At 69.2% G+C, this 19320-nt stretch carries 20 protein-coding genes and 4 tRNA genes; 18 read left to right on the top strand and 6 right to left on the bottom strand.

The features are described 5' to 3' along the window. Positions 1 to 10: 10 nt before the first annotated feature. Positions 11 to 1195, top strand: coding sequence for an alpha/beta hydrolase family protein (locus ACWGST_RS01255; protein ID WP_452044818.1), 1185 nt, complete (start codon positions 11 to 13; stop codon positions 1193 to 1195). Here ACWGST_RS01255 and ACWGST_RS01260 read toward each other — a convergent pair. After that, entirely contained in the window at positions 1185 to 1622 is a 438-nt protein-coding gene (locus ACWGST_RS01260; RefSeq protein ID WP_452044819.1) for a SufE family protein, read from the bottom strand. The two genes, ACWGST_RS01255 and ACWGST_RS01260, sit on opposite strands and share 11 nt — an antisense overlap. Before the next feature lie 46 nt (positions 1623 to 1668). Next, entirely contained in the window at positions 1669 to 2568 is a 900-nt protein-coding gene (locus ACWGST_RS01265) for a sulfurtransferase (RefSeq protein WP_452044820.1), read from the bottom strand. A 151-nt stretch (positions 2569 to 2719) separates the two neighbouring features. On the opposite strand from ACWGST_RS01265, the gene zapE reads away from it, so the two are divergent. The 3 genes from zapE to ACWGST_RS01280 all read left to right on the top strand — a co-directional run bounded on the left by zapE (position 2720) and on the right by ACWGST_RS01280 (position 5944). Beyond that, positions 2720 to 3775, top strand: coding sequence for a cell division protein ZapE (gene zapE, locus ACWGST_RS01270; protein WP_452044821.1), 1056 nt, complete (start codon positions 2720 to 2722; stop codon positions 3773 to 3775). A gap of 199 nt (positions 3776 to 3974) precedes the next feature. Continuing rightward, positions 3975 to 5237: an ammonium transporter gene (locus ACWGST_RS01275; protein ID WP_452044822.1), complete on the top strand. Its 1263-nt coding sequence runs from the start codon at positions 3975 to 3977 to the stop codon at positions 5235 to 5237. A 242-nt stretch (positions 5238 to 5479) separates the two neighbouring features. Next, on the top strand, positions 5480 to 5944 hold the full coding sequence (locus ACWGST_RS01280) for a type II toxin-antitoxin system PemK/MazF family toxin (protein WP_452044823.1): 465 nt from the start codon (positions 5480 to 5482) through the stop codon (positions 5942 to 5944). Positions 5945 to 6066: 122 nt separating this feature from the next. Here ACWGST_RS01280 and ACWGST_RS01285 read toward each other — a convergent pair. Next, positions 6067 to 6139: transfer RNA gene (locus ACWGST_RS01285), tRNA-Val, on the bottom strand. A gap of 249 nt (positions 6140 to 6388) precedes the next feature. Here ACWGST_RS01285 and ACWGST_RS01290 point away from each other — a divergent pair. The 3 genes from ACWGST_RS01290 (at position 6389) to ACWGST_RS01300 (ending at position 6691) form a co-directional block, all read left to right on the top strand. Continuing rightward, a tRNA-Gly gene (locus tag ACWGST_RS01290) sits at positions 6389 to 6460 on the top strand. Between the two features lie 57 nt (positions 6461 to 6517). Beyond that, positions 6518 to 6591 (top strand) — tRNA-Cys (locus ACWGST_RS01295). A 25-nt stretch (positions 6592 to 6616) separates the two neighbouring features. Then, positions 6617 to 6691, top strand: a tRNA-Val gene (locus ACWGST_RS01300). Between the two features lie 79 nt (positions 6692 to 6770). Here the strand turns inward: ACWGST_RS01300 and ACWGST_RS01305 are convergent. Next, on the bottom strand, positions 6771 to 7364 hold the full coding sequence (locus ACWGST_RS01305) for a hypothetical protein (protein WP_452044824.1): 594 nt from the start codon (positions 7362 to 7364) through the stop codon (positions 6771 to 6773). A gap of 169 nt (positions 7365 to 7533) precedes the next feature. On the opposite strand from ACWGST_RS01305, the gene thrS reads away from it, so the two are divergent. Both thrS and ACWGST_RS01315 read left to right on the top strand, forming a co-directional pair. Beyond that, a complete protein-coding gene (thrS, locus tag ACWGST_RS01310; RefSeq protein WP_452044897.1) occupies positions 7534 to 9480 on the top strand; it encodes a threonine--tRNA ligase in 1947 nt (648 codons plus the stop codon). After that, positions 9477 to 10043, top strand: a complete 567-nt coding sequence (locus tag ACWGST_RS01315; RefSeq protein ID WP_452044825.1) for an HIT family protein — start codon at positions 9477 to 9479, stop codon at positions 10041 to 10043. The genes thrS and ACWGST_RS01315 overlap by 4 nt, the downstream gene beginning before the upstream one ends. An 82-nt stretch (positions 10044 to 10125) precedes the next feature. Here the strand turns inward: ACWGST_RS01315 and pdxY are convergent, their stop codons facing one another. Together pdxY and ACWGST_RS01325 are read right to left on the bottom strand one after the other, a co-directional pair. Further along, positions 10126 to 10977 (bottom strand): pyridoxal kinase PdxY, encoded by an 852-nt coding sequence (gene pdxY / locus ACWGST_RS01320; RefSeq protein ID WP_452044826.1) that lies wholly within the window; start codon positions 10975 to 10977, stop codon positions 10126 to 10128. Positions 10978 to 10984: 7 nt separating this feature from the next. Then, a complete protein-coding gene (locus tag ACWGST_RS01325) occupies positions 10985 to 12346 on the bottom strand; it encodes an aminotransferase class I/II-fold pyridoxal phosphate-dependent enzyme (RefSeq protein ID WP_452044898.1) in 1362 nt (453 codons plus the stop codon). A gap of 94 nt (positions 12347 to 12440) precedes the next feature. Between ACWGST_RS01325 and pdxS the strand changes: the two genes are divergently transcribed. The 9 genes from pdxS (at position 12441) to ruvB (ending at position 19303) form a co-directional block, all read left to right on the top strand. Further along, on the top strand, positions 12441 to 13370 hold the full coding sequence (gene pdxS / locus ACWGST_RS01330; RefSeq protein ID WP_452044827.1) for a pyridoxal 5'-phosphate synthase lyase subunit PdxS: 930 nt from the start codon (positions 12441 to 12443) through the stop codon (positions 13368 to 13370). Then, positions 13367 to 14005, top strand: a complete 639-nt coding sequence (pdxT, locus tag ACWGST_RS01335; protein ID WP_452044828.1) for a pyridoxal 5'-phosphate synthase glutaminase subunit PdxT — start codon at positions 13367 to 13369, stop codon at positions 14003 to 14005. The genes pdxS and pdxT overlap by 4 nt, the downstream gene beginning before the upstream one ends. Before the next feature lie 61 nt (positions 14006 to 14066). Beyond that, a complete protein-coding gene (locus ACWGST_RS01340) occupies positions 14067 to 14780 on the top strand; it encodes a hemerythrin domain-containing protein (protein WP_452044829.1) in 714 nt (237 codons plus the stop codon). Positions 14781 to 14822: 42 nt separating this feature from the next. Next, complete coding sequence (locus ACWGST_RS01345) at positions 14823 to 15353, top strand: DUF1697 domain-containing protein (protein WP_452044830.1); 531 nt, start codon at positions 14823 to 14825, stop codon at positions 15351 to 15353. A 98-nt stretch (positions 15354 to 15451) separates the two neighbouring features. Beyond that, a complete protein-coding gene (locus ACWGST_RS01350) occupies positions 15452 to 16192 on the top strand; it encodes a hemerythrin domain-containing protein (protein WP_452044831.1) in 741 nt (246 codons plus the stop codon). A 77-nt stretch (positions 16193 to 16269) separates the two neighbouring features. Further along, the gene (locus ACWGST_RS01355; RefSeq protein ID WP_452044832.1) at positions 16270 to 17028 is read left to right on the top strand and encodes a YebC/PmpR family DNA-binding transcriptional regulator; all 759 of its coding nucleotides are present in this window, start codon (positions 16270 to 16272) and stop codon (positions 17026 to 17028) included. Positions 17029 to 17037: 9 nt separating this feature from the next. Continuing rightward, a complete protein-coding gene (gene ruvC, locus ACWGST_RS01360) occupies positions 17038 to 17649 on the top strand; it encodes a crossover junction endodeoxyribonuclease RuvC (protein WP_452044833.1) in 612 nt (203 codons plus the stop codon). Beyond that, positions 17646 to 18266: a Holliday junction branch migration protein RuvA gene (gene ruvA / locus ACWGST_RS01365; RefSeq protein WP_452044834.1), complete on the top strand. Its 621-nt coding sequence runs from the start codon at positions 17646 to 17648 to the stop codon at positions 18264 to 18266. The genes ruvC and ruvA overlap by 4 nt, the downstream gene beginning before the upstream one ends. Further along, the gene (gene ruvB, locus ACWGST_RS01370) at positions 18263 to 19303 is read left to right on the top strand and encodes a Holliday junction branch migration DNA helicase RuvB (RefSeq protein ID WP_452044835.1); all 1041 of its coding nucleotides are present in this window, start codon (positions 18263 to 18265) and stop codon (positions 19301 to 19303) included. Before ruvA ends, ruvB begins: the two co-directional genes overlap by 4 nt. The last annotated feature ends 17 nt before the right edge of the window (positions 19304 to 19320 follow it).

Consider the following 19320-nt stretch of genomic DNA (forward strand, 5'->3'; position numbering starts at 1 on the left):
AGGGATACGGATGCGTCGCAAGCGTGGTGCAGTTGCAACGATCGGCCTCGCTGCGGGTGCCGTCGGGCTCGTCGCCCTGACGATCGGGGCCGCGACCGCCGCTGCAGCGGTCTACTTCGCGCGCAAGGTCGTCACGCCGCCCGAGAAGCGCGAAGAGGATGTGCGCATCACTCGCGTCGACCTCGCCGCCGGTGAGATCACGCTCGCCCCCTCCGACGAGACGCGCATGCCCGGCCGCTACGGGCTCTGGTTCGACCGCGATGCCGGTCACGCCCGTATCGGCGACGTCGTCGACGACGGCGAGCGCGACGTGCGTCGCAGCATCGAGTCGGTCGACTTCGGGCGTCTCGACCGTGCGACCCGCGGCCGCATCGACGGCTGGTACCACCTCGGTCCGTGGGAGCTCGACGTGCCCTACGACAACGTCGTGATCGAGACCGAGCTCGGCCCGGCCCCCGCCTGGTACATTCCGACGACGGATGCCTCGGCGCGCTGGGTGATCCAGGTGCACGGTCGCGGTGCGAAACGAACCGAAGCCCTGCGCGCGGTGCCGCCCGCCCGAGAGGCGGGCTGGAACTCCTTGCTCATCTCGTACCGCAACGACGGCGAGGCCCCAGAGAGCGAAGACCGCAAGTACGGCCTCGGCGGCACCGAATGGGGCGACGTGGTCGCCGCGACCCGATTCGCCCTCGAACACGGGGCCGAGCAGATCGTGCTCATGGGCTGGTCGATGGGCGGTGCGATCTCGCTGCAGGCGGTGCTGCGCTCGGCAGAGGTGCGCGAGCGGCTCGTGGGCGTGATGCTCGACTCGCCGGCGATCGACTGGGCCGACATCCTGCGCTTCCAGGGCCAGCTCTACAATCTGCCGCCCGAACTCGGCGACCTCGTGGCGGGCCTGCTCGGCGCTCCGATCGCCGGCAGCCTGACCGGCGTCGGCGCCCCGATCGACGTCGACGAACTCGACCCCGTCGCCCGCGCCGACGAGTTCGAGGTGCCGATGCTGCTCATGCACAGCGTCGACGACGGCTTCGTGCCGATCGACGGGTCGCGCCGCTTCGCCGCCGCCAGGCCCGATCTCATCGAGTACGAGGAGTTCGAGGGGGCCCGGCACACGAAGCTCTGGAACGCCGAGCCCGAGCGATGGACGGGTCTCGTGCGCTCGTGGCTCGAACGCCGGAGCGACGTCAGGCCGTGACGCGCTCGCGCACCTGCCGCTTGATGCGACCGAGCATGCCCGTCATGCCGCGCACGCGCAGCGGTGAGACGGCCTCGCCGAGACCGAGTGACTGCGGGTAGTCGGCGGGCACGTCGAGCACCTCGTCGGCGGTCAGCCCGTCGAGCCCCTGCACGAGGATCGAGGCGAACCCCCGCGTGGTCGGCGACTCGGCCGGCGCCGTCGCGAAGAGATGCACTCGCCCGTCGACCACCTCGACGAAGATGAACACCGGCGACTGGCACTCTTCCACCCGTTCGAACAGGTCGGGGTGGTCGGCGTAGCGCTCGGGCAGCTGGGGCAGTTCGTTCGAGAACTCGAGCAGCAGTTGCAGGCGGTCGCGCACGCCGAGGGCGAGGAAGTCGTCGCGGGTCTCGGCGAGTCGTGCGGGCAGGGTCGTCGTGTTCATCGGGATCCATTCTCCCATGTCGTGCGGCGCCCCCGCCCGTCGATCATCAGCGGGCGGGCGCCTCGCCGCGTGCGTCGCCCGTGACGATCGGCACGCGCACGGCGCTGCCCCACTCGGTCCACGAGCCGTCGTAGTTGCGCACCTTCTCGAAGCCGAGCAGGTGGTTCAGCACGAACCAGGTGTGGCTCGATCGCTCGCCGATGCGGCAGTAGGCGATGATGTCGTCGCCGTCGGCGAGGCCGATCTCGTCGCGGTAGATCGCGTCGAGTTCGGCGCGCGGCTTGAACGTGCCGTCGGCGGCCGCAGCGCGCGCCCAGGGCACGGATGCCGCGGTGGGGATGTGACCCGCTCGCAGGGCGCCCTCTTCGGGATAGGCGGGTGCGGTCGTGCGCTCGCCGTTGTACTCCTCGGGAGAGCGCACGTCGACGAGCGGGTTGCCGAAGTGGGCGAGCACGTCGTCTTTGTAGGCGCGCACGACGCTGTCGTCGCGCTCGACGACCGGGTACTCGACGGGCGTCACCTCGGGTGCGGCCGTCGTGAGTTCTCGGCCCTCTGCGATCCAGAGGTCGCGGCCGCCGTCGAGCAGGCGCACGTCTTTGTGCCCGAACAGGGTGAAGACCCAGAGGGCGTATGCGGCCCACCAGTTGCTCTTGTCGCCGTAGATCACGACGGTCGTGTCGCGGGCGATGCCCTTCGAGCCGAGCAGCGCGGCGAACTGCTCGCCGTCGACGTAGTCGCGCACGACCGGGTCGTTGAGGTCGAGGTGCCAGTCGATCTTCACGGCGCCGGGGATGTGACCGGTCTCGTAGAGCAGCACGTCCTCGTCGGATTCGACGACGACCAGCCCGGGTTCGCCGAGGTGTTCGGCGAGCCATTCGGTGGTGACGAGACGCTCGGGGTGCGCGTACTCGGCGAGCTTCGCCGTGGTGTCGAACTCGGCGGACATGGGTGCCTCCTGAGGAGCCTGATCGGGCGGGGGTGTTCGGGGGAGCGGACTAGGCTGATCTCCTGTCCACCTCGAATCTACGCGTCGCACGGAGCGAAGTCACAAGCCCTGTCATCCGTTGCAACAGATGCACACCGGGAGCTCCTCCAGCATGACCACGGCATCGAGCCAGCCACTCATCCGTCTCGTCGAGCGGAACCCGACGATCTCGGGTGCCGAGATCGCCGCCGAGCTCTCGCCGCCGCCGCAGTTCGAGCATGCCTCGTTCGAGTCGTACCGCCCAGATCCCGACTTCCCGTCGCAGCAGGCGGCACTCGACCGCCTGAAGGAGTTCGCGGGCGCCTGGCGTGCAGCGCAGCGCCCCGGCGGCTTCTTCTCGCGCAAGCGCCCCGCGCGCATCGAGCTGCCGGGCGTCTACCTCGACGGCGGCTTCGGTGTCGGCAAGACCCACTTGCTCGCGGCGCTCTGGCACGTCGCGCACGGGCCGAAGTACTTCGGCACCTTCATCGAGTACACGGCGCTCGTCGGCGCACTCGGGTACCAGCCGGCGATCGAGCTGCTGCGCGGCGCGAAGCTCATCTGCATCGACGAGTTCGAACTCGACGACCCGGGCGACACGATGCTCATGACCCGGTTCCTCGGCGAACTCATGGCCGGCGGCACGCGTGTCGCCGCGACATCCAATACGCCGCCGAACGCGCTCGGCGAGGGGCGCTTCGCCGCCTCCGACTTCCTCCGCGAGATCCATGCCCTGTCGTCGAACTTCGAGACGCTGCGCATCGACGGGCTCGACTACCGCCGGCGCGACACCGAGGGCCACGCCGAGTCCCTCGCGGGCGACGCAGACGTCGCGCGCACGGCGGCGGCGCTCGCTGCGCACGGCCACCAGGTCTCGCTCGACGGATTCGACGCCCTCATCGCGCACCTCGCGACGGTGCACCCCTCGAAGTACGTCAAGCTCGTCACGGGGCTCGAGTTCATCGCCCTCGAGGGCGTGCACGAACTCACCGACCAGAACGCGGCGCTCCGGCTCGTCGCCTTCATCGACCGCGTCTACGACGCCGAGGTGCCGATCATCGCGAGCGGTCTGCCGCTCGACGAGGTCTTCGGCGGTGACATGATGTCGGGCGGCTACCGCAAGAAGTACCTGCGTGCGATGTCGCGCATGATCGCGCTGACCACGGGCGAGCTGCCGCCGCACGACTGAGCCGCGCCACGCGGCATCCATCGTTCTCTCAGCTTTTCGAACATTCTCGCAGCCACTCGGCGGCACTCGGAAACGCGCTGTTTACCTGCAGGCCCCGCACGTAACAGGCGCGAAACACCAGACCGACCCGATCGAAACCTCCACTCGTGAAACTTGGCGGCACAGGTTCCCCTGCCTGTACTCCTGAGAGAGGTTCGAGATGGATCAAGGCAACACCGCGTTCCTGTTGATCATGGCGGCCCTGGTGCTGCTCATGACCCCCGGACTCGCATTCTTCTACGGCGGACTCGTCAAGGCGAAGAGCGTCATCAGCATGATGATGATGAGCTTCGGCGCGATCGGCCTCATCGGCGTGCTGTGGGTGCTGTACGGCTACGCGATCGCCTTCCCCGGTTCCGAGGGCCTCGTCGCACCCTGGTCCATCGACTGGTCGGCCATCGGCCTGACGAGCCTGCTCGAGACGCCGGAGGGCGCTGCGTACCCGCCGCTCGCCTTCGTGGCCTTCCAGGCGACGTTCGCGATCATCACGGTCGCGCTCATCTCGGGCGCGATCGCCGACCGCGCCAAGTTCGGCGCGTGGATGGTCTTCGCCGCGATCTGGGCGACGATCGTCTACTTCCCGGTCGCGAGCTGGGTGTTCAACTTCGGCCTCGCCGACGACGGCTCGTTCGCCTACGGCGGCTGGACCACCTTCGGCATGCAGGAGGCCTTCGGCGTCGGCGTCATCGACTTCGCCGGTGGCACCGCGGTGCACATCAACGCCGGCGCAGCAGCGCTGGCCCTGGCGCTCGTGCTCGGCAAGCGCGTGGGCTTCTCGAAGGGTGCTCACGTGCCGCACAACCCGCCGTTCGTGCTCCTCGGCGCGGGTCTGCTGTGGTTCGGCTGGTTCGGCTTCAACGCGGGCTCCGAGCTCGCAGCCGACGGCACCGCGGCCCTCGCCTGGGTCAACACCCTCGCGGCTCCCGCAGCGGCACTGTTGGCGTGGCTGTTCGTCGAGAAGATCAAGGACGGCAAGCCCACGTCGGTCGGCGCCGCCTCCGGTGCGGTGGCCGGTCTCGTGGCGATCACCCCGGCCTGCGCCTCGCTCACGCCCGGCTGGGCGATCGTGCTCGGCCTCATCGCCGGAGCCGTCTGCGCCCTCGCGATCGATCTGAAGTTCAAGTTCGGCTTCGACGACTCGCTCGACGTCGTGGGCATCCACCTCGTCGGCGGCCTCATCGGCACGCTCTACCTCGGCTTCTTCGCGAACGGCACGGGCCTCGTCTACAGCGGCGACCCCACGCAGCTCATGGTGCAGGCCATCGCGGCCTTCACTGTGCTGGCGTACTCGTTCGTGCTCGCCTTCGTCATCGGCACCGTCATCCAGAAGACGATGGGCTTCCGCGTGACAGGTGAAGACGAGATCGCGGGCGTCGACACCGTGCTGCACGGCGAGGACGCGTACAAGCTCGAGACCGTCTGAGCGTTCTCCGCTCCGTCGGCGGTCTCGGCCTCGGTCTCTGAGCCTGTCGAAGGGTCGCGCGGGCGGTGGGGTAGTGTGCCGGTGTGTCAGACACCAGCCGCTTCCTCACCGCCCTTCTCCGCGCCGTCGGCCAATTGCTCAGCGGCGGGCCGTCACGGTCGTCGGGTTCGTCTGGTTCGTCGGGTCCGTCTGGTTCGTCAACGGGCCGGTCACGGTCGCGGGCCGGCAGCACGACTCGAACGGTGGATGCCTCGGCGCAGGCGTCGATCTCGACCGACATGCTGTCGCCGGGGCAGGCGGGTGAGTCGGCCACGATCGAGGTCGATCCTCGGCGCCTCCGCGGCGTCTCCCTGGGGTACTCGCCGTCGCACGACGGCGAGCCCGATCCGGGCGAGGTCGTCTGGACCTGGGTGCCATACGAAGAGAACGACGGGCGCGGAAAAGACCGGCCAGTCGTCGTCGTGGCCGCATCCGGTGCCGGCGACTACCTGGCGGTGCAACTGACGAGCAAGGCGCACGACGGCGATCGCGACTTCGTGTCGCTCGGCACCGGCGCATGGGACGGCGAGGGTCGCCCGAGCTGGGCGCGCATCGATCGGGTCTTCCGGGTGCGCGCGGGCGGCATGCGCCGCGAGGCGGCCTCGCTCGACACCGAGCGCTACGGGCGAGTCGCGGCTGCGCTCGATGCGCGATACGGCTGGCGCTGACGGCGACGTTGCGCCGACTCCTGAATCGAAGGACACGCGGATCTCGGCTCCACGGGATGCGCGCGGCCGCGCCATCCGCCGGCCTGAAATGAAGAAAGCCCCCAGTGGAGTGGGGGCTTTCGTGGGCGATGCCGGGCTCGAACCGACGACCTCTTCCGTGTGAAGGAAGCGCGCTACCAGCTGCGCCAATCGCCCATGTGGGATTCGCGGTCACACGCGGTGACCGCGGATTCGATACTAGCCGACCGAAGCGGGTGATTGCACATCGAGCGGAGCGCAGGCCGCTGGGGTGGTCTCGCACGGCCGTCGAACGGCCTCGACACGCCCGGGAAGCGGGGTCGGAATCGACCCGTGATCAGCGCGAATCCGCCGCTCGACCCCGTCAGTTTGTGAATCGTTCAGGGAATCAGTTAGAGTCTTCCTGCACGCAGAAATGCGAGCAACGCGGATGTGGCGCAGTGGTAGCGCATCACCTTGCCAAGGTGAGGGTCGCGAGTTCGAATCTCGTCATCCGCTCTGATCAGGATCGGGCGAAAGCCCGGTTCCTGTTCTTTTGGTGGTGAACCCAGACACGGTGGATTGGCCGAGAGGCGAGGCAGCGGCCTGCAAAGCCGTATACACGGGTTCGAATCCCGTATCCACCTCCAAGCTGAGAACTTCCATTCTCGACTTGGGCGATTGGCGCAGCGGTAGCGCGCTTCCCTGACACGGAAGAGGTCACTGGTTCGATCCCAGTATCGCCCACCACAAGAAGGCCCCGGCATCGCCGGGGCTTTCGTCGTTTCCCGGGTGCGTTCGTCGGTGCTGCGCACTGCGCGGGATGCGGTCACCCGACCTGCTCGAACACGAGCGGCGGGTAGCTGATGCGCGTCGAGTACCACGACCACGATGCACCCGCGGTCTGCTCGACGGACGCCGAGCCGCCGGAGGCGGGGAGATTCTTCAGGGTGATGCTCACCGTCTGCTTGCCGGTCACGCTCCTGGGGCCGGCACCGACGACGGTTCCTCCCGCTGCATAGCCGTCGGCGTTGAGCGTCACCGGACCGCCCGACTCCACCGAGAACGTGCAGACGTAGGTGCCCGCACCGGTGATGCCGTAGGCGGCCGGCTCGAAGTGGATCGAGACCGCGGGGTTGCGGGTCGGCGACTCGCGGCGGTCGAAGCCGGCGTAGGGCGTGGCGGCGTCGGTCTGCACGATCGTCGGGCGGATGAGCGTGAGGTTCGTGCGCCCCTTGCCGACGGTGTGCACGGGGGAGAGGACGTCGATCGGCGCCCAGAAGATCGGGCCGAGCACGAGTTCGCCGAGGCGGTACTTCTCCGCCCACTCCTCGAGGCGGATGTCGGGTTCGAAGTCCGCGAGTTCGACGACTCGCTCGTCGAACTCGCTTCGGGCGTCGTCCAGTTTCGATGTCTCGTTCATGAGGAAGACTCTAAAACTGATCGGCGACAGCCGTCTCAGGGGTAGCCCCGAGGTGCTGATCGGCTTCGGTCGCGGCGACTACAGTTGAAGGGTTCTGTAGACCCTATTCAAGGAGTGGATCCAGGTGGCTGACGGCTTCGAGCTCTTCACCGACCGTTCCGTTGTCGCGATGCGCGTCAACGGCGAGCTCAAGGACCTCGCCGCGACGGTCACGGAGGCCGACGTGGTCGAACCCGTCACGATCGACTCGCCCGACGGCTTGAACATCCTCCGCCACTCGGCTGCGCATGTGCTCGCGCAGGCGGTGCAGTCGATCAACCCCGAGGCGAAGCTCGGCATCGGTCCGCCCGTCACCGACGGCTTCTACTACGACTTCGACGTCGCCGAGCCGTTCACGCCCGAAGACCTCAAGGCGCTCGACAAGGAGATGTCTCGAATCATCCGTGCCGGCCAGCGCTTCATGCGCCGCGTCGTCACCGACGACGAGGCGCGGGCCGAGCTCGCGAACGAGCCGTACAAGCTCGAACTGATCGGCCTCAAGGGTTCAGCCGGGCACGGGGCAGGCAGCGGTGACGACCACGAGTCCGTCGAGGTCGGCGCCGGCGAGCTCACGATCTACGACAACGTCGACCCGAAGACCGGTGAGACCGTCTGGAAGGACCTCTGCCGCGGCCCGCACCTGCCGAACACCCGCATGATCGGCAACGGCTGGTCGCTGACCCGCATCGCCGCGGCCTACTGGCGCGGCTCGGAGAAGAACCCGCAGCTGCAGCGCATCTACGGCACCGCGTGGCCCACGAAAGACGAGCTGCGCGCATACCAGCACCGCCTCGAAGAGGCTGCGCGCCGCGACCACCGCAAGCTCGGTCGCGACCTCGACCTCTTCAGCTTCCCCGAGGAGATCGGCTCGGGCCTCTCGGTCTGGCACCCGCGCGGCGGGGTCGTGCGCATGGAGATGGAGCAGCACGCGCGTCGTCGCCACATCGAGGGCGGCTACACCTACGTGTACACGCCGCACATCTCGAAGGAGGACCTGTTCCTCACCTCGAACCACCTCGTCACCTACAAGGAGGGCATGTTCCCGCCCATCGTGATGGACGAGGAGCGCGACGCCGAGGGCAACATCACCAAGCAGGGCCAGGACTACTACCTGAAGCCGATGAACTGCCCGATGCACATCCTCATCTACAAGGAGCGCGGTCGCAGCTACCGCGACCTGCCGATGCGGCTGGCCGAGAACGGCACCGTGTATCGCAACGAGCTCTCCGGTGCCCTGCATGGCCTGACCCGCGTGCGCGGCTTCACTCAAGACGATTCGCACCTCTTCGTCACTCCCGACCAGCTCGAAGAGGAGGCGACCAAGGTCATCGAGTTCGTCATCTCGATGCTGCGCGACTTCGGCCTCGACGACTTCGAACTCGAGCTCTCGATGCGCGACGACGAGAAAGACAAGTGGATCGGCTCCGACGAGTTCTGGGAGTACTCGACGAACGCGCTCCGCAACGTCGCCCGCTCGAGCGGGCTCAAGCTCACCGAGATGCCCGGCGAGGCCGCGTTCTACGGCCCGAAGATCGACCTCAAGACCCGTGACGCGATCGGCCGCACCTGGCAGCTCTCGACGGTGCAGGTCGACCCGAACCTGCCAGAGCGCTTCGGCCTCGAGTTCACCGACAAGGACGGCCAGAAGAAGCGCCCGATCATGATCCACCGTGCGCTGTTCGGGTCGATCGAGCGCTTCTTCGCGATCCTGCTCGAGCACTACGCGGGCGCATTCCCGGTGTGGCTCGCGCCGGTGCAGGTCGTGGGCATCCCCGTCGCCGAAGACTTCGCGCCCTACCTCGGCGCGATCATCGAGCAGTTGAAGGGCGCCGGCGTCCGCGCCGAACTCGACGTGAGCGACGACCGCATGCAGAAGAAGATCCGCACGCACACCACCCAGAAGGTGCCGTTCCAGCTCATCGCCGGCGAGAACGACCGCTCGGGTGAGACGGTCAGCTTCCGCTTCCGCGACGGCACTCAAGAGAACGGCGTCGCGATCCCCGAGGCGATCGAGCGCATCACGCGGGTCATCGAGGAGCGTCGCCAGGTCGTCACGCGCGACGATCTGTTCGCATGAGCGCGTACCAGCCCGACGAGTTCGACGGCGTGCCGACGGATGCCGCGGCCGACCTCGCCGGCGTTCCCGACGCGTTTCAACGCCTGTGGACGCCGCACCGGCTCGTGTACATCCAGAACGGGCAGCAGCCCGACGAACACAGCTGCCCGTTCTGCCGCGCCCCCGAGATGAGCGACGAGCAGTCGCTCATCGTCGCGCGCGGCACGCACGCCTACGTGCTGCTGAACCTCTTCCCGTACAACAGCGGGCACCTGCTGGTCTGCCCCTACCGCCACGTCGCGACGTACGACGATGCGACGCCCGAAGAGGTCGCCGAGATCGGCGAACTCACGCAGATCGCGATGCGGGTCGTGAAGCAGGTCTCGAAGTGCGACGGGTTCAACATCGGCATGAACCAGGGTCGCATCGCGGGCGCGGGCATCGCCGAGCACCTGCACCAGCACATCGTTCCGCGCTGGGCGCTCGATTCGAACTTCTTCCCGATCATCGCCGGCACGAAGGCGCTGCCGCGCCTGCTCGGCGAGGTGCGTCAGGAGATCGCCGAGGCCTGGCCTACTCGGTGATCGAGTAGGCCCGCCAGGGCCGTATCGAGATCCGGTGACGGGGTCTCGATACGCTCCTGCGTCGCTACTCGACCACCGGAGCTCAGCGCACCTGGCGCACGGTGAACTGCATGCGCGGGTTCGCGTAGGCCTCCTGCGCCTCGACGAGCTGCAGCTCGCGATCGCCCGACTCCTGTGTGAGCGAGAGCAGGTCGAAGACGCTCGAGGTCGTGCGCGCGAGCGCGTCGGCCGCGCTGCCGGTGCGGCGGTAGTGCGCCGTGAACAGCGCCGCCGTGACGTCGCCCGAGCCGTTCGCCTTCATCGGCAGCTTCGGGGTCTGCACGATCCAGGCGCCGGCGTCGTCGACGGCGAGCATCTCGATCGTGCCCGCTTCGCGGTCGGGGCGCTCGACACTCGTCACGAGCACCGTGCTCGGCCCGGTCGCGCGCACCAGGTCGACCGACGCGAGCGTCGACTCGAGCGTGTCGGGCTCGGTCTCGGTGAGGAAGCCGAGTTCGAACTGGTTGGGCGTGATGATGTCGGCCGCCGGCACCACGCGGTCGCGCAGCAGGATCGGGATGGCGGGGGCCACGAAACATCCGGATTTCGCATTGCCCATGACCGGGTCGCAGGCGTAGACGGCCGCTGGATTCACGGCCTTGACCCGCGCGACCGCGTCGAGGATGACGTCGGCGATGCCCTCGCCGCCCTGATAGCCCGAGAGCACGACGTCGATCTGCGGCAGCACTCCGCGCTCTTCGATGCCCGTGATGACGTCGCGAACATCGTCGGGGCTGATCAGCGGCCCGCGCCAGGCGCCGTAGCCGGTGTGGTTCGAGAAGTTGACGGTGTACACCGGCAGCACTTCGACGCCGATGCGCTGCAGGGGGAAGACGGCGGCGGAATTGCCGACGTGACCGTAGGCGACCGCGGACTGGATCGAGAGAATCTTCACCGATCGATCATCGCACCTCTGCCGCGCGCGCTCCGCCGAGCACCCGTGACGCCTCCCGCACGGCGCGCACGGACGCCCCGAGATCGGCGGCCAGCTTCTGCAGATCGGCGTCGGTGAGATCGTGCACGGTCAGGCGCAGGCGATCGGATGTCGCGCTGTCGCCCAACGCGAACTCGTCGCCGGGCCGCGCCAGCCAGCCGCGTCGCATGAGCTGCTCGGTCACGCCGCGGGCGGGCACGCCGAGCGGAACCCAGAGGTTCAGTCCGTCGCCCGGGCGGATCGTGATGCCCTCGGCCGCGAGCAGATCGGCGAAAGCCGCGTTTCGGGCCGCGTAGTGCGCGCCGGCGGCCCGAATACCCGCGGCCACATCGGCATCGGTCGCGAGCGCGTGCACGAGCCGCTGCAGCAGATGGCTCACCCACGTCGTGCCGGGGGTCAGTCGCATCGCGAGCCGGTCGGCGGTCTCGGGGTCGGAGGCGGTGACGGCGAGGCACATGTCGGGGCCGAGGAACTTCGAGACCGAGCGCACGAGCGCCCAGCGCCGGTGTTCGGGGCCGATGAGCGAGTGGTACGGCAGTTGCGAGAGCAGCGAGTAGTGGTCGTCTTCGATGACGAGCACGTACGGATGCTCGCGGAGCACCTCGCGGAGCTCCGCCGCGCGCCGCTCGGTGAGGCTCGCCCCCGTCGGGTTCTGGGCGCGCGGTGTGCAGATGACGGCGCGGACACCCTGTTCGAGCGCGGCCCGGAGCCCGGCGACCGTCATGCCCTCGTCGTCGATCGGCACGGGCACGGGGCGGTACCCCGCGACGCGCACGGTGTGGATGCTCGTGAGGAAGCACGGGTCTTCGAGCGCGACGGCGTCGTCGCGGGTCAGCGCCTGCGCGAGCAACCGCTCGACGGCGTCGGCGGCACCGCTCGTGACCGTGATGCGGATCGGGGTCTCTGCAGGCAGGTCGGCGCTCATCCAGTCGTGCGCCCACCGTGCGAGCCCTGGGTCGATGACCGGCTCGCCGTAGAGCACGGGGCGCCGGGCGATGCTCGCGAGGGCGGGCGAGGGGTCGGGGATGCGCGACGGGTCGGGGTTGCCCGTGCCGATGTCGCGGAGCGCGGTGTCGGCGGCGAACCCCTCTTGTGCGACGGTCGAGGCGCCGGCCACCCTTGTGCCGCCGCGGCCGAGCGTGATGACGACGCCGGCGTTCGTGAGTTGCCGATAAGCCGAGACGGCGGTGTTGCGATTGACGCCGAGATGCTCGGCGAGCGCCCGCACCGGAGGCAGTGCGTCACCGGGCCGAAGCGCGCCGCGCTCGATGAGCGTGCGCAGGCTGTCGGCGATCTCGGCCGCCGAGCGGCCCTCGATGCGACTCTCGATGCCGATGATGTCGATGATGTCGAACCGCCCTTCCTCGTATCTGCGTCCATGCTATCTTTTGGCCTAGGACAATAGTCCTGTTTGGTCTGTACTGATGCGCGACACGTGCGCGCTCGTCCGAGAGGAACCCCCTGTGACCGTATCCGAAACGGGTTCGAGCCGCGTCAAGCGCGGCCTCGCCGAGATGCTGAAGGGCGGCGTCATCATGGACGTCGTCACCCCCGAGCAGGCGCGCATCGCCGAGGACGCCGGCGCCGTCGCCGTCATGGCGCTCGAGCGCGTGCCCGCCGACATCCGTTCGCAGGGCGGCGTCGCCCGTATGAGCGACCCCGACCTCATCGACGCGATCATCGCCGAGGTCTCGATCCCCGTCATGGCGAAGGCCCGCATCGGCCACTTCGTCGAGGCGCAGGTGCTGCAGGCGCTCGATGTCGACTACATCGACGAGTCCGAGGTGCTCTCGCCCGCCGATTACGTGAACCACATCGACAAGTGGCAGTTCAACACGCCCTTCGTGTGCGGTGCCACGAACCTCGGTGAGGCCCTGCGCCGCATCAACGAGGGCGCGGCGATGATCCGCTCGAAGGGCGAGGCCGGCACGGGCGACGTCTCCGAGGCGACGAAGCACATCCGCAAGATCTCCTCCGAGATCAACACGCTCAAGTCGATGACGAAAGACGAACTCTACGTCGCCGCGAAAGAGCTGCAGGCGCCGTACGAGCTCGTGCTCGAGGTCGCAGAGACCGGCAAGCTGCCGGTCGTGCTCTTCGTGGCCGGTGGTGTGGCGACCCCCGCGGATGCCGCGATGATGATGCAGCTCGGCGCCGACGGCGTGTTCGTGGGCTCGGGCATCTTCAAGTCGGGCAATCCCGAGGCGCGTGCCGCCGCGGTCGTGAAGGCGACGACGTTCTACGACGACCCCTCGGTCGTCGCGCAGGTCTCGCGCGGGCTCGGCGAGGCAATGGTCGGCATCAACGTCGCCGACCTCGCTGCTCCGCACCGCCTCGCCGAGCGCGGCTGGTGACCGAGCAGCTGCGAAGCGGTTCTCTCCATGCGGGGCCGGCCTCGGCCGGCCCCCGCGTCGGGGTGCTCGCACTCCAGGGCGACTTCCGCGAGCACGCGCACGTGCTCGCGACGCTCGGCGCCGAGGTGTCGCTCGTGCGCCTCCCCGAGGAGCTCGAGGCGGTCGACGGCCTCGTGATCCCCGGCGGCGAGTCGAGCGTCATGGACAAGCTCGCCCGCACCTTCGGGCTGCAGGCGCCGCTGAAGGCCGCGATCGCGGCGGGCATGCCCGTCTACGGCACCTGCGCCGGGCTCATCATGCTCGCCGATACCGTGCTCGACGCGATCGCGGGGCAGCAGTCGCTCGGCGGCCTCGACGTCGTCGTGCGCCGCAACGCCTTCGGATCGCAGAACCAGTCGTTCGAGACCGATCTCGATGTGCCCGCACTCGGCGAGGTGCCGGTGCACGCGGTCTTCATCCGCGGTCCAGTGGTCGAGTCGGTGGGGCCGGATGCCTCGGTGCTGGCGTCACTCGCCGACGGGCGCGTGGTGGCCGTCGAACAGGGCAACCTGCTCGGCACGAGCTTCCACCCCGAGATCACGGGGGAGCATCGCTTCCACGAGTACTTCCTCGGCAAGGTGCGCGCACGGGTCTGACGCCCGCGATTCAGTGGGAGCACCGATACGGAAACGGCAGCGGCGACCTACATTCGCCGACATGACCAGACGACTGCCGAGCTCCGGCGGCGACGACCGCGTCGTCGACGAGACCGGATGCGACACCGGCGACATCCTCCTCATCCACCGCATCTTCCGCTGGGGCTACCGCGAGCTGCCCGATCTCGTGCGATCGGTGCCCGCGGGCGACCTCGACCGGGCCGCCGCCGTCGGCGACGCCGTCGCGCTCATCGACCAGGGGCTGCACATCCACCACGAGGGCGAAGACCTTCTGCTGTGGGATCGCCTCGAGCGTCGCGAGCCGGGCTGCGCCGTGCACGTCGACGTGATGAAGGCGCAGCACGCCCGGGTCGCCGAGCTGCTCGACATCGCCGACGCGCTGCTCGCCGACTGGCGCACGACCGCCGACCCGGCGGCGGGCGAGCGGCTCGCCGCCGCGCTCGACGATGTCGGCACGACGCTCGGTGTGCACCTCGGCCGCGAAGAGGCCGATATCGTGCCCATCGCGGCGCGCGTGCTGAGTCAGGCCGAGTGGGACGAGATCGGCGAGCACGGGCGTGCATCGTTGCCGAAGGAGGCGATGCCGTTGCAGCTCGGCCTCATGATCGATGCCGTGCCCGCCGGCGAACGCGACGCCTGGCTGCGAGGCAACCTGCCGGCGCCGATCCGGTTGCTCTGGGTCCTGCTCATGCGCCGCAAGTACACCGCGTGGCAGCGCTCGCTGTTCCCCGAGGGCATGCCGGCGCTCGTCTGACCCGCGCCGGCCCGTGTCGGCGGTGCGCGCTACGCTCGCGACGTGAGCGAATGGATCGCCCTGCTGCGCGGGGTCAACGTCGGCGGCATCACGGTGAAATCGGCCGAGCTGCGCGAACTCTTCGAAGGCCTCGGCTTCGGGGCGGTGCGCACCGTGCTCGCGAGCGGCAACGTCGCATTCGAGACGGTGGATGCCGCGGCTCCCGCTGCTCTGAAAGCGCAGATCGAGGCGGCGCTGGCCGACCGCTTCGGCTACGACGCCTGGATCGTGCTCGTGGCGCGCGAACAACTCGAGCGCATCGTCGCGGCCTTCCCGTTCGACGCCGAGCTCGACGGGTGGCACCCGTACGTGCTGTTCGGATCCGATGCCGCGAGTCTCGCCGAGCTCGTGGGGGCCGCGGGCGAACTCGACCCTGCCGACGACGTGATCCAGGCGGGAGACCAGGTCGTCTACTGGCACAACCGGCGCGAACGCGGTGTCGACAGCGCCTTCTCGAAGTTGACGGCGAAGGCGCGGTTCAAGCCCACGACGACGAATCGCAACCTCAGAACCCTCCGCAAGATCCTCGGCTGAGACACCGCGGTCGGGGCTCGTGTTCAGGGTCGACACCGAGCAGAGACGCGGGGCGACACGGGGGCGGTGCGCCGTGGCATCCGCTTCGCTGGCTTCTCATGACCACTCGACTTCCCAGTACCGGCGCGCCCGCTTCGATCGAAGCACCCGCCACGACCTGTCGCAGCGACGAGATCGTGCTCATCCACCGCATCTTCCGCCGGCTCTTCGGTGAGGCGCCCGACCTCGTGCGCGAGGTCGTGCCCGGCGACACGCGGCGCGTGGCGTTCCTCGCGCGCCACCTGCACGGCCTCACCGCACTGCTGCACACGCACCACCACGCCGACGACGACTTCTTCTGGGATCGCATGACCGAGCGGGCTCCGGCCTGCGGACTCCACGTCGCCCTGATGCGGAAGCAGCACGCGTCGCTCTCCGACCAGCTCGACGAGATCGACGTGTGCATCGACGAATGGGCGGCTTCAGGCGCCGACACCACCGACGGGCGGCGTCTCGCCGACGCCCTCGACGAGGTCGACCGCGCCCTCGCCGAACACCTCGCCGACGAAGAGCGCGAGGCGCTGCCGGTGCTCGACGCCGTGCTGACCGAAGCCGAGTGGGACGAGCTCTCGGCGCACGCGCAGAGCGAGAAGCCGCCGCTGCCCCTCTTTCTGCTGCTCGGGCTCATGATGGAGGCCGTTCCGGAGGGCGAGCGTGACGCATGGATGGCGCGGGAACTGCCTGCGCCGATGCGGGCGGCGTACCGCCTCTTCGGTCGGCGCGGCTACGAGCGGGCGCTGCGCCGGCTGCACCCGGCGTCGAGCGCGGGAGGCGAGCGCACGGACGGCGCGGGCCGCTGACCCCGGTTGCAAGCTGACTTAGAATGGTGGCGCGCGAGCCGTGACCCGGCCGCGCGAGGATTCGAATCAGGAGACGCATGTCCGGGCATTCCAAGTGGGCGACGACCAAGCACAAGAAGGCGATCATCGATTCGCGCCGTGCGAAGTCGTTCGCGAAGCTCATCAAGAACATCGAGGTCGCCGCGAAGATGGGCGGCGCCGATCTGTCGGGCAACCCGACGCTCGTCGACGCCGTGCAGAAGGCGAAGAAGACCTCCGTTCCCAACGACAACATCGACCGCGCCATCAAGCGCGGTGCGGGGCTCACCGGTGAGTCGATCGACTACGCGACGATCATGTACGAGGGCTACGGCCCCAACGGCGTGGCCCTGCTCGTCGAGTGCCTCACCGACAACAAGAACCGCGCAGCCGCCGAGGTGCGCACGCTCATGAGCCGCAACGGCGGCACCATGGCCGACCCCGGCAGCGTCGCGTACAACTTCGCACGCAAGGGCGTCATCGTCGTCGCCAAGACCGACGGCCTCAGCGAAGACGACGTGCTCGGCGCCGTGCTCGACGCGGGCGCCGAAGAGGTCACCGACGAGGGCGAGACCTTCGAGGTCATCACCGAGGCGTCCGACATGGTCGCCGCACGCACCGCGCTGCAGGAGGCCGGCATCGACTACGACTCGGCCGATGCCGCATTCGTGCCGTCGCTCAAGATCGAGATCGACGCCGACACCGCGCGCAAGGTGTTCCGCCTCATCGACGCGCTCGAAGACAGCGACGACGTGCAGAACATCTACAGCAACTTCGACCTCACCCCCGAGGTGCAGGCCGAGCTCGAAGCGGACTAGCCGATCGCCGTGCGAGTGCTCGGCATCGACCCCGGTCTCACACGCTGCGGCGTGGGCGTGGTCGATGTCGAGCCCAACCGCACGGCGCGCCTCGTCGACGTCGTCGTGCTGCGATCGCCGGCCGACCTCGACACCCCGCGCCGGCTCGTGCGCATCGCCGAGGGACTCGAGGCGATCATCGAGGAGCACCGGCCGCAGGCGGTCGCCCTCGAGCGCGTGTTCGCCCGCAGCGACGTCTCGACGATCATGGGCACCGCGCAGATCTCGGGCGTGGCGATGCTGATCGCCGCGCGCCGGTCGCTGCCCGTCGCGCTGCACACGCCGAGCGAGGTCAAGGCCGCCATCACGGGGTACGGCCGCGCCGACAAGAAGCAGGTGGGGGCGATGGTCGCGCGCATCCTGGGCCTCGACGAGGTGCCGAAACCGGCGGATGCCGCCGACGCCCTCGCCCTGGCGATCTGCCACGCCTGGCGCACCGGGGGCGTCGCGGGGGCCGCCGTCGCCGCCAGTGCGGGCGATGCCGCGAGCGCGGATTCGGCGCTCACCCCTGCGCAACGGGCATGGCTCGCCGCCGAGCGCTCCGCGTCGGTGTCGGGGGCCGCCCGTAGGCTGAAGGGGTGATCTCCTCTCTTCGCGGCCGTGTGCTCGCAGCCGCCGGCGGTTCGGTCGTCATCGACGTCGGCGGCGTGGGTTTCCACGTCAACACGACGCCGGCGCTGGCCCTCTCGATGCGCGAGGGGCACGAGGCATCCGTGCACACCACCCTCGTCGTGCGCGAAGACTCGCTGACCCTCTTCGGCTTCGCCACGCGTGACGAACTCGACGTCTTCGACCTGCTCATCGGCGTCACGGGCGTCGGGCCGAAGTCGGCCCTCGGCGTGCTGTCGGTGCTCTCGCCCGGCCAGATCGCCGAGGCGGTGCAGCGCGAAGACGACGCCGCCTTCCGCAAGGTGAGCGGCATCGGCCCGAAGACCGCGAAGCTCATCACGGTCTCGCTCGCCGGCAAGCTCATCGCGCCCGCCGTGTCGGCTCCGCAGTCGCCGGTCGTCGCCGGTGGTGCAGCCGACAGCGTACTCGCCGCCCTCACCGGGCTCGGCTGGTCGGAGCGCGTCGCGGCCGAAGCCGTCGATGAGACGATCGCCGAGGCATCCGACCTCGAGGCGGCATCGGTGCCGACCCTGCTGCGGCTGACCCTTGCGAGGCTCGGCCCGGCGAAGCAGACGGGGCGCGCCCGATGAGCGACGACCTCGACCTGACCGACCCCGTGCTCGCCTCAGAGGCCGAGCTCGCCTTCGAGGGGGCGCTGCGACCGAAGAGCCTCGGCGAGTTCGTCGGTCAGACCCGGGTGCGCGGGCAATTGCAGTTGCTGCTCACCGCGGCGACGCTGCAGCAGCGCACGCCCGACCACATCCTGCTCGCGGGCCCGCCGGGCCTCGGCAAGACGACGCTCGCCATGATCGTCGCCCACGAGAGCGGGCGGCCGCTGCGGATGTCGAGCGGCCCGGCGATTCAGCACGCGGGCGACCTCGCCGCGATCCTCAGTTCGCTCGTGCCGGGCGAGGTGCTGTTCATCGACGAGATCCACCGCATGGCACGGTCGGCCGAAGAGATGCTCTACCTCGCCATGGAGGACTTCCGCATCGACATCATGGTCGGCAAGGGCGCGGGGGCGACCTCGGTGCCGCTCGACCTCTCGCCGTTCACGCTCGTCGGGGCGACGACGCGTTCCGGGCTGCTGCCCAACCCCCTTCGCGACCGCTTCGGGTTCACCGCCCACCTCGAGTTCTACGACGAGGCCGAACTCGAACAGGTGCTCGCGCGGGCGGGCTCGATGTTGGGCCTCGACGTCGACCACGACGCCCTCGCCGAGATCGCCGGCCGCTGTCGGGGCACCCCCCGCATCGCCAACCGGCTGCTGCGCCGGGTGCGCGACTACGCGCTCGTGCACGGCGAACGCGCCGATCTCGGCTCGGTGCGCGCGGCCCTCGAGCTCTACGACGTCGACCCGCTCGGCCTCGACCGTCTCGACCGCGCCGTCATGCAGATGATCCTCACGCGCTTCGGCGGCGGCCCGGTCGGGCTCAACACGCTCGCCGTCTCGGTCGGCGAAGAAGCCGAGACGATCGAGGCGGTCGTCGAGCCGTTCCTCGTGCGCATCGGGCTCATCACCCGAACGCCGAGGGGCCGCATGGCGACTCCGACGGCGTGGCGCCACTTCGGCCTGGCCGCCGATGCACCCGATTCGGCAACGGCCCTTCCGATCGATGACCTATAATCCTTGAAGCTGACCCC

Source organism: Agromyces sp. NPDC055520 (assembly GCF_053619715.1).

What these genes read in the sequence shown, in the direction of transcription:
- ACWGST_RS01315 (WP_452044825.1), top strand. Translation starts at nt 9,477, where the DNA reads ATGAGCGCGTACCAGCCCGACGAGTTCGACGGCGTGCCGACGGATGCC.
- zapE (WP_452044821.1), top strand. Translation starts at nt 2,720, where the DNA reads ATGACCACGGCATCGAGCCAGCCACTCATCCGTCTCGTCGAGCGGAAC.
- ACWGST_RS01355 (WP_452044832.1), top strand. Translation starts at nt 16,270, where the DNA reads ATGTCCGGGCATTCCAAGTGGGCGACGACCAAGCACAAGAAGGCGATC.
- ACWGST_RS01260 (WP_452044819.1), bottom strand. Translation starts at nt 1,622, where the DNA reads ATGAACACGACGACCCTGCCCGCACGACTCGCCGAGACCCGCGACGAC.
- ACWGST_RS01265 (WP_452044820.1), bottom strand. Translation starts at nt 2,568, where the DNA reads ATGTCCGCCGAGTTCGACACCACGGCGAAGCTCGCCGAGTACGCGCAC.
- ACWGST_RS01275 (WP_452044822.1), top strand. Translation starts at nt 3,975, where the DNA reads ATGGATCAAGGCAACACCGCGTTCCTGTTGATCATGGCGGCCCTGGTG.
- pdxS (WP_452044827.1), top strand. Translation starts at nt 12,441, where the DNA reads ATGCGCGACACGTGCGCGCTCGTCCGAGAGGAACCCCCTGTGACCGTA.
- ACWGST_RS01255 (WP_452044818.1), top strand. Translation starts at nt 11, where the DNA reads ATGCGTCGCAAGCGTGGTGCAGTTGCAACGATCGGCCTCGCTGCGGGT.
- ACWGST_RS01340 (WP_452044829.1), top strand. Translation starts at nt 14,067, where the DNA reads ATGACCAGACGACTGCCGAGCTCCGGCGGCGACGACCGCGTCGTCGAC.
- thrS (WP_452044897.1), top strand. Translation starts at nt 7,534, where the DNA reads ATGCGCGTCAACGGCGAGCTCAAGGACCTCGCCGCGACGGTCACGGAG.
- ACWGST_RS01350 (WP_452044831.1), top strand. Translation starts at nt 15,452, where the DNA reads ATGACCACTCGACTTCCCAGTACCGGCGCGCCCGCTTCGATCGAAGCA.
- ACWGST_RS01305 (WP_452044824.1), bottom strand. Translation starts at nt 7,364, where the DNA reads ATGAACGAGACATCGAAACTGGACGACGCCCGAAGCGAGTTCGACGAG.
- ruvB (WP_452044835.1), top strand. Translation starts at nt 18,263, where the DNA reads ATGAGCGACGACCTCGACCTGACCGACCCCGTGCTCGCCTCAGAGGCC.